Below are 6,803 nucleotides of genomic sequence, written 5' to 3'. Positions count from 1 at the left end.
GCGCCGGACGCACCCGGCGCGACGCTGACCGCCCTGCCGTCGCTGGACCTGAGCCGACCGGCCTGGCGGGCGGGGTTCGACGAGACCCCCGCCACCGTCCTCGCCGACGGTGCCGCCGCCGCCGGGGCGATCCGGCGGGCCGAGATCGCGACCTGCATCGCGCTGGGCGCCGAGTGCGTGGGCGTGGCCGGGCACGCGTTGGAGCTGACCGTCGACCACGCCAGGACCCGCCACCAGTTCGGGCGGCCGATCGGCGCGTTCCAGGCGTTGGCGCACACGCTGGCCGACCTCACCGTCACGGTCGAGGTGGCGCGGTCGGCCGCCGCGTACGTCACGCGGTGCGGCGGGGACGAGCGCAGCGCGCACACGCTCGCGGTCAAGGCGTCCGAGGCCGCCGTGACGGTCACCACCGAGGCCATCCAACTGCACGGCGGGATCGGCTTCACCTGGGAGTACCCCGCCCACGTCCTACTGCGCCGGGCGCACGCCGCCGCGGTGCTCGCCGGAACGCCGGACCAGCACCGGCGCGCACTGTTCGCACTGGTCGACGAGAGGTGAACGATGAGTACTGACGACCGGTCCCGGGTGCGGTTCGTCGCGCCCGCCGCCGTGATGGGCGGTGGCTTCTCCACGAAGTCGTTCCGCGCCGCGCTACAGACGAAGCCCGACTTCATCGCCTGCGACGCGGGCAGCACCGACTGGGGTCCGTACTACCTGGGCGCCGCGGCGAGCTGGGCCGGTTACCGGCAGACCCGCCGGGACCTGGAGCGCATGGTGATCGGCGCGCTCGACATCGGGGTGCCACTGCTCATCGGGTCGGCCGGATTCACCGGCAGCGACGCCGGGCTCACCTGGTTCCGTGGGATCGTGACGGACATCCTCGCCGCCCACGGCCGGACCGCCCGGATCGCCACGATCCGCACCGAGCAGCCGAAGGACTGGGTGCTCGGCAAGGTCCGAAGTGGACAGACGTGGGGACTCGACGGCCGCCCCGAGCTGACCGAGGCCGACGTCGAGCGGGCGACGCGGATCGTGGCGATGATGGGCCCCGAGCCCTACGCCGAGGCGCTCGACGCCGGTGCGCAGATCGTGCTGGCCGGCCGCTCCTCGGACGCGGCGATCTATGCGGCCGTCCCGCTGCTGCGCGGCATCGCGCCCGGCCCGGCCTGGCACATGGGCAAGACCGTCGAGTGCGGGTACGCCATCGAGGAGCCGATCGGTGCCGGCGAGTGCATCGTCGGCGAGGTCGACGACGAGGGCTTCACGGTTCGCCCGGTCGGCGGCCGGTCCCGCTGCACCGTCCGGTCGGTGGCCGCGCAGATGCTGTACGAGAACGCGACGCCGTACCTGTTGCGGGAGCCGCCGGGGACGCTGGACACGTCGGCGGCCCGGTACCTCCAGCTCGACGACCAGAGCGTCCGCGTGGTCGGGGCGACGTTCACCCCCGAGCCGTACAGCGTGCGGCTGGAGGGCGTCGAGCAGCTCGGCTACCGCAGCATGTGCCTGTTCGGGGTCCGCGACCCCGCCGTGGTGGCCAACGTCGCCGACTACACCGCCGCGATCACCGACCTCGTGCACCGCACCGCCCGGGACCGGTACGGCCTGGACGAGTCGGCGTACACGTTCGGGTTCCGCCGTTACGGATACGACGCCGTCCTCGGCGCCGCCGAGCCGAACGCGGCCACCGGGTACGCCGGCTGCTACGAGATCGGGTTGGTCGCCGAGGCGGTCGCCGCCGACCAGGAGATCGCGCACGAGATCGTCTCGGGGGCGATGCCGTTCTTCATGCACGGCGTACGGGTGCCCGGCGTCGCCAACTCGGCCAACGGCGCGCTCGCCTACGCCCCGTCGGTCGTCGACGTCGGGCCGGTGTTCACCTGGAGCGTCTGGCACGGCGCGGCACTGGAACACCCGATGGAACCGTTCACCCTGGAGATCACCGATTCGGCCGCCGTGGAGAAGGTGACGGTCAACGCATGAGCGACATCCGATCGGACTGCAGCACGTTCCGCACCCGCAACGCCGGGGCGTTCCTCGTCTCGGTGGACATGGTGTTCCGCACCGAGGAGGCGTACCTGACGTGGCGCGACTCCGGGGCCGTCACCGCCGGGACGGTCGCCGACCTGCTGCACGTCGACCCCGCGACCGTCCAGGTCATCGACTACCCGGCCGCCAACGCCATCAAGGTGACGATGCCCCGCCGGACGGTCGCCGGTGGCCCCGACGACACCGACCTGGACAGCGCGGCGCAGTTCGTGCCACTGCTCGCGCTGCGCCTGCCGTGAGTCGGGGGCCGCTCGCCGGGGTTCGCGTCGTGCTGCTCGCCGGTGCGGGCCCGGCGCCGTTCGCCGGGATGCTCCTGCGGGACCTGGGCGCGGAGGTGATCCGGGTGGACCGCCCGGGTGGCGGCGTCGGGGTCTCCGGGCTGCCGGCGCACCACGACTCCCGGTCGTCGGGGGTACGGGCGGTCACCGTGGACCTGAAGACCGACGAGGGTCGGGAGACGGTACGCCGCCTGGTGGCCACCGCCGACGTGTTCGTCGACCCGTACCGTCCCGGCGTCGCGGAGCGGCTCGGGCTCGGTCCGGCCACGCTGTGTGCCGCGTGTCCGGCGCTCGTCTACGTCCACATGACCGGCTGGGGCCACGAGGGGGCCTGGGCGCAGCGGGCCGGGCACGACATCAACTATCTCGCCGTGGCCGGGGCGCTGCACCCGACCGGTCCGGCCGACCGGCCGCCGCTGCCGCCGTTGAACCTGCTCGCCGATTTCGGCGCGGGTGGCACGTACCTCGTGATGGGGGTGCTCGCGGCGTTGCTGGAGCGGACCCGTACCGGACGGGGTGCGGTGCTGGACGTCGCGATGACCGACGCGGTGGCGTCGCTGACCACGCTGCTGCACGACATGCGGGCGGCCGGACTGTGGTCGGACGAGCGGGAGTCCAACATCTTCGACGGTGGCGCACCGTTCTACCGCACGTACCGCACGGCGGACGGCGGGTTCATGGCCGTCGGCGCGATCGAGGCGGCGTTCCACGCGGCGTTCCTCACCGTCCTCGGGATCGACCCGGCCGGCTGGCCGCAGCACGACCGCAGCCGCTGGCCAGACCAGCGGCGGGAACTGGCCCGGATCTTCGCGTCCCGGACCCGGGCCGAGTGGGCGGAGGTCTTCGACGACGTGGACGCCTGCGTGACCCCGGTGCTCACGCCGGGTGAGGCACCCGAGCACCCCGCGCTCGCGTCGCGGCGCACGTTCGTCGACTCGGGCGGGCGCCCGGCCCCCGCTCCGGCCCCGCGCAGGGTGGTCCGGTGACTCCCGCCGCGCAGACGCTGCTGCTGGAGGTGTCGGCGTTGCAGGCGGCGTACTGCCGAGGGATCGACGACCGCGACCCCGACCTGCTGCGCGCGGTCGTCACCGACGACGTGGAGGTCGTCGGCGCCGACGGGGTGCGGCGGACGGGGGCGGAGGAGTTCGTCGGGCTGTTCGCCCGGTACTGGACGGCCGCCGCGTCACCGGGCCTGCACCTGGTGTCCAACGTGGAGGTGCTCGGCGACGGCGATCCGGTCGCGGTCCGGTCACTGTTCCACGCGGTGTCCCAGGACGCCGACGGCCAGATCGTGCAGACCTGGGGTCGATACCATGACCTCGTCACCCGGGCCACGCACGGCGGTCTGGTCCTCGCCGCCAAGCGGATCTCAGTAGTGCACCGCCGCTGACGTCCCGCCGGAGACCGTGAGCACCTGCCCGGTCAGCCCCGAGGACGCCGTGGACGCGAGGAACACCACCACCGCGGCGACCTCGGCGGGCTCGACGAAGCGACGCAGCGACTGGCGGGCGGCCAGACGTCGCAGGTGGTCCTGCGGGTCCGTGCCGGACGGAGCGGCGGCCAGCAGCATCGCCCGGACCTCACCGGTGAGCACCACACCGGGCTGGACGACGTTCGCGGTGATCCCGTCCGGGCCCAGTTCACGGGCCATCGAGTGGGTCAGGTGGACGAGAGCGGCGTTGCGTACCCCGGAGCTCACGTTGTGCCGGGCGATCCGTGCCGCCTCGCCGCCGATGTTGACCACCCGGCCGGAGCCACCGGCCCGCAGGTGTCCCACGGCGGCACGGACGACACGCAGGTAGCCGACGACCTTCTCCTCGAAGTCGGTCCGCAGCAACGCGTCCGTCGTCGAGAACAGCCCGTCGGGCACTCCACCGGAGACCCGGGCGGCGTTGTTCACCACCACGTCGACGCCACCGAGCGCGTCTGCCGCGTCGGCCACCGCGCGCCCGCACCCGACCGGGTCGGTGATGTCCGCCGCGTGCACCGCCGGTGCCGGCAGGCCGGCGTCGGTGCACGCGGTGACCGCTGCGGCGGCCCCGGCGGGATCCCGGCAGAGCACCGCGCAGCGGGCCCCGGCCGCTGTCGCAGCCTCGACGATCGACCGGCCGATCCCCCGGGAACCACCCGTGACGAGCACCCGCCGACCGGCCAGCAAGGTCACTCGGCCAGCTCGACGATCGTGGCGTTGGCCAGGCCGCCCGCCTCGCACATCGCCTGCAGGCCGTACCGGATGCCCTGGTCGCGCATGTGGTGCAGCAGCCGGGTCATCAGGATCGCCCCGGACGCGCCGAGCGGGTGGCCGACCGCGATCGCACCACCGAGCGGGTTGAGCCGCTCCGGTTTCGCGCCGGTCTCGGCGAGCCAGCCGAGCGGTACCGGCGCGAACGCCTCGTTGACCTCGAACGCACCGATGTCGTCGATGCCGAGGCCCGCCCGGGCGAGCACCTTCTGCGTCGCCGGCCAGGGCGCGCTCAGCATGACGACCGGGTCGTCGCCGACGACCGTACCGCTGTGGAAGCGGGCCATCGGTGTCAGGCCGAGCGCGCGGGCCCGGTCACCGGTCGTCACGAGAAGGGCGGCGGCGCCGTCGGAGATCTGGGACGAGTTGCCCGCGTGGATGACACCGTCGGGGCGGAACGCGGGTGTGAGACCGGCCAGGGTCTCCACCGTGGAGGTCCGGCGGATACCCTCGTCGGCGGTCAGCCTGGTGTCCGGCAACGTGACGAGTTGGCCGGCGAAGGCGCCCGCGTCGGTCGCCTGCGCGGCGAGCGTGTGCGACCGTACCGAGAACTCGTCGAGAGCGGTGCGGGACAGTCCGTACCGCTCGGCGATCATCTCCGCGCCCTCCCCCTGGCTGAAGGAGTCGCGGGCGTAACGGGCGCGGACCTTGGGGCCGTAGGGCATGCCGGTCGCGCGGGCCGCGCCCAGCGGTACCCGCGACATCATCTCCACGCCGCCGGCGACGACCGTGTCGGCCATGCCGGACAGCACGCTCGCGACCGCGAAGTGCAGGGCCTGCTGGCTGGACCCGCAGGCCCGGTCGATCGTGACGCCCGGCACCGTCTCGGGCCAACCGGCGGCGAGCGCGGACATCCGGCCGACGTTGGTGGACTGGTCACCGAGCTGGTTGACGCACCCGAACATGACGTCGTCGATCTCGGCCGGGTCGACCCCGGTCCGCGTGACGAGTGTGGTGAGCACCTCGGCGGCGAGATCCACCGGGTGCCAGTCGGCGAGGCCCCCGTTGCGTTTGCCGATCGGGGTACGAACGGCGTCGACGATCACCGCATCACGCAAGACTGCTCCTCAGGCCGCAGGGCTCCCTCTCCCCATCCCACCCGGCCGGACCACTGGTGCACAAAGACGAACCGCGTATCGCTCGATAGGCACTACCCATCACCGCGCGACCGCCGACGGTCTCCGGCCGGTCCTATGGTCGCCTGATGGGACAGGGACTGTACGTCGACGGCCGCTGGCGCGCGGCCTCCGACGGTGACACGGCGGACGTGGTGAACCCGGCGACCGAGGCGGTGATCGGCACCACGGCCGTCGGCACGGTGTCCGACGCGGCCGACGCGGTGGCCGCCGCACACCGGGCGTTCCACGACGGTCGCTGGTCCGGACTGCTGGCGGCCGACCGTGCCGCCGCCCTGCGCCGACTGCGGCGGAGGCTGAGCGACCGGATCGACCACCACGTGGCACTGTCGGTCGCCGAGTCGGGTGCGCCGCGGGGCCAGTCGGCGGCGTTCGTGGCCGCCGCGCTGGCGCACCTCGGGTACGCGATCGAGGTCGCGACCGGGGAACACGACCGGATGCTGCCCCCGCCGCCCCGTGCGGCCGGTAGCCCACCCCGGACGACGGCGAGTCTGGTGCGCCGGGTGCCGGTCGGGGTGGTCGCGGCGCTCACCCCGTACAACGCGCCGTTGCTGCTGACCCTGCCGAAGGTCGCGGCAGCCCTGGCGATGGGCAACACGGTGGTGGTGAAGCCGTCGCCGTACACGCCGTTGGAGATCCTCGCCCTGGCCGAGGCCGCCGACGAGGCCGGGATACCGCCCGGTGTGCTGAACGTGGTGACCGGTGGCGCCGACGTCGGCGCGGCGCTGAGCGGTGATCCCCGCGTCGGTCTGGTGACGTTCACCGGCTCGGACACGGTGGGGGCGCAGGTGATGGCCCAGGCCGCCCGCAACGTCACCCGGGTGGTGCTGGAACTCGGCGGCAAGTCGGCGCTCGTGGTCAGGGCCGACGCCGACCTCGCGATGGCGAGCCGGATCGGTGCCGTGAACACGACCACGCTCGCCGGTCAGGGCTGCGCGTTGCTCACCCGTCACCTGGTGCACCGCGCCGTGGTCGCCGACTACGTGGCGGCGCTCGCGGAGCGGCTCTCCGCCGCCGTACCGGGTGACCCCGCCGACGAGCGGACGACCCTGGGCCCGTTGATCAGTGCCGCGCACCGGGACCGGGTGTCCGCAGCGGTCC

General features: G+C 73.6%; 8 protein-coding genes. 6 read left to right on the top strand and 2 right to left on the bottom strand.

Features of this window, described 5'->3' with window-relative positions; all coding sequences use genetic code 11:
• The 5 genes from EYA84_RS22940 to EYA84_RS22920 all read left to right on the top strand — a co-directional run.
• A partial coding sequence (locus EYA84_RS22940; RefSeq protein ID WP_255446629.1) for an acyl-CoA dehydrogenase family protein occupies nt 1-558 on the top strand: 558 nt, incomplete at its 5' end.
• Between the two features lie 3 nt (nt 559-561).
• Nucleotides 562-1,980, top strand: a complete 1,419-nt coding sequence (locus EYA84_RS22935) for an acyclic terpene utilization AtuA family protein (protein ID WP_131055212.1) — start codon at nt 562-564, stop codon at nt 1,978-1,980.
• The gene (locus EYA84_RS22930; protein WP_131055210.1) at nt 1,977-2,285 is read left to right on the top strand and encodes a DUF4387 family protein; all 309 of its coding nucleotides are present in this window, start codon (nt 1,977-1,979) and stop codon (nt 2,283-2,285) included. Before EYA84_RS22935 ends, EYA84_RS22930 begins: the two co-directional genes overlap by 4 nt.
• Nucleotides 2,282-3,310, top strand: coding sequence for a CaiB/BaiF CoA-transferase family protein (locus tag EYA84_RS22925; protein ID WP_131055208.1), 1,029 nt, complete (start codon nt 2,282-2,284; stop codon nt 3,308-3,310). The genes EYA84_RS22930 and EYA84_RS22925 overlap by 4 nt, the downstream gene beginning before the upstream one ends.
• Nucleotides 3,307-3,714, top strand: a complete 408-nt coding sequence (locus EYA84_RS22920; protein ID WP_131055206.1) for a nuclear transport factor 2 family protein — start codon at nt 3,307-3,309, stop codon at nt 3,712-3,714. Before EYA84_RS22925 ends, EYA84_RS22920 begins: the two co-directional genes overlap by 4 nt.
• Here EYA84_RS22920 and EYA84_RS22915 read toward each other — a convergent pair.
• Together EYA84_RS22915 and EYA84_RS22910 are read right to left on the bottom strand one after the other, a co-directional pair.
• Nucleotides 3,694-4,488, bottom strand: a complete 795-nt coding sequence (locus EYA84_RS22915; RefSeq protein ID WP_161595019.1) for an SDR family NAD(P)-dependent oxidoreductase — start codon at nt 4,486-4,488, stop codon at nt 3,694-3,696. The two genes, EYA84_RS22920 and EYA84_RS22915, sit on opposite strands and share 21 nt — an antisense overlap.
• Entirely contained in the window at nt 4,485-5,624 is a 1,140-nt protein-coding gene (locus tag EYA84_RS22910) for a thiolase family protein (protein WP_131055202.1), read from the bottom strand. Before EYA84_RS22910 ends, EYA84_RS22915 begins: the two co-directional genes overlap by 4 nt.
• Before the next feature lie 146 nt (nt 5,625-5,770).
• On the opposite strand from EYA84_RS22910, the gene EYA84_RS22905 reads away from it, so the two are divergent.
• Nucleotides 5,771-6,803, top strand: a 1,033-nt coding sequence (locus EYA84_RS22905; RefSeq protein ID WP_131055200.1) for an aldehyde dehydrogenase family protein, incomplete at its 3' end; no start/stop codon positions are given.

The sequence above is a fragment of the Verrucosispora sp. SN26_14.1 genome (assembly GCF_004307965.1).
Classification (GTDB): Bacteria; Actinomycetota; Actinomycetes; order Mycobacteriales; family Micromonosporaceae; genus Micromonospora.
The sequence above is the reverse complement of the archived record's forward strand: the minus strand, read 5'-3'. Positions and strand labels throughout refer to the sequence as shown.

Excerpts from the sequence above, each read along its gene's own strand:
- EYA84_RS22935 (WP_131055212.1), top strand. The coding sequence starts at position 562 with ATGAGTACTGACGACCGGTCCCGGGTGCGGTTCGTCGCGCCCGCCGCC.
- EYA84_RS22930 (WP_131055210.1), top strand. The coding sequence starts at position 1,977 with ATGAGCGACATCCGATCGGACTGCAGCACGTTCCGCACCCGCAACGCC.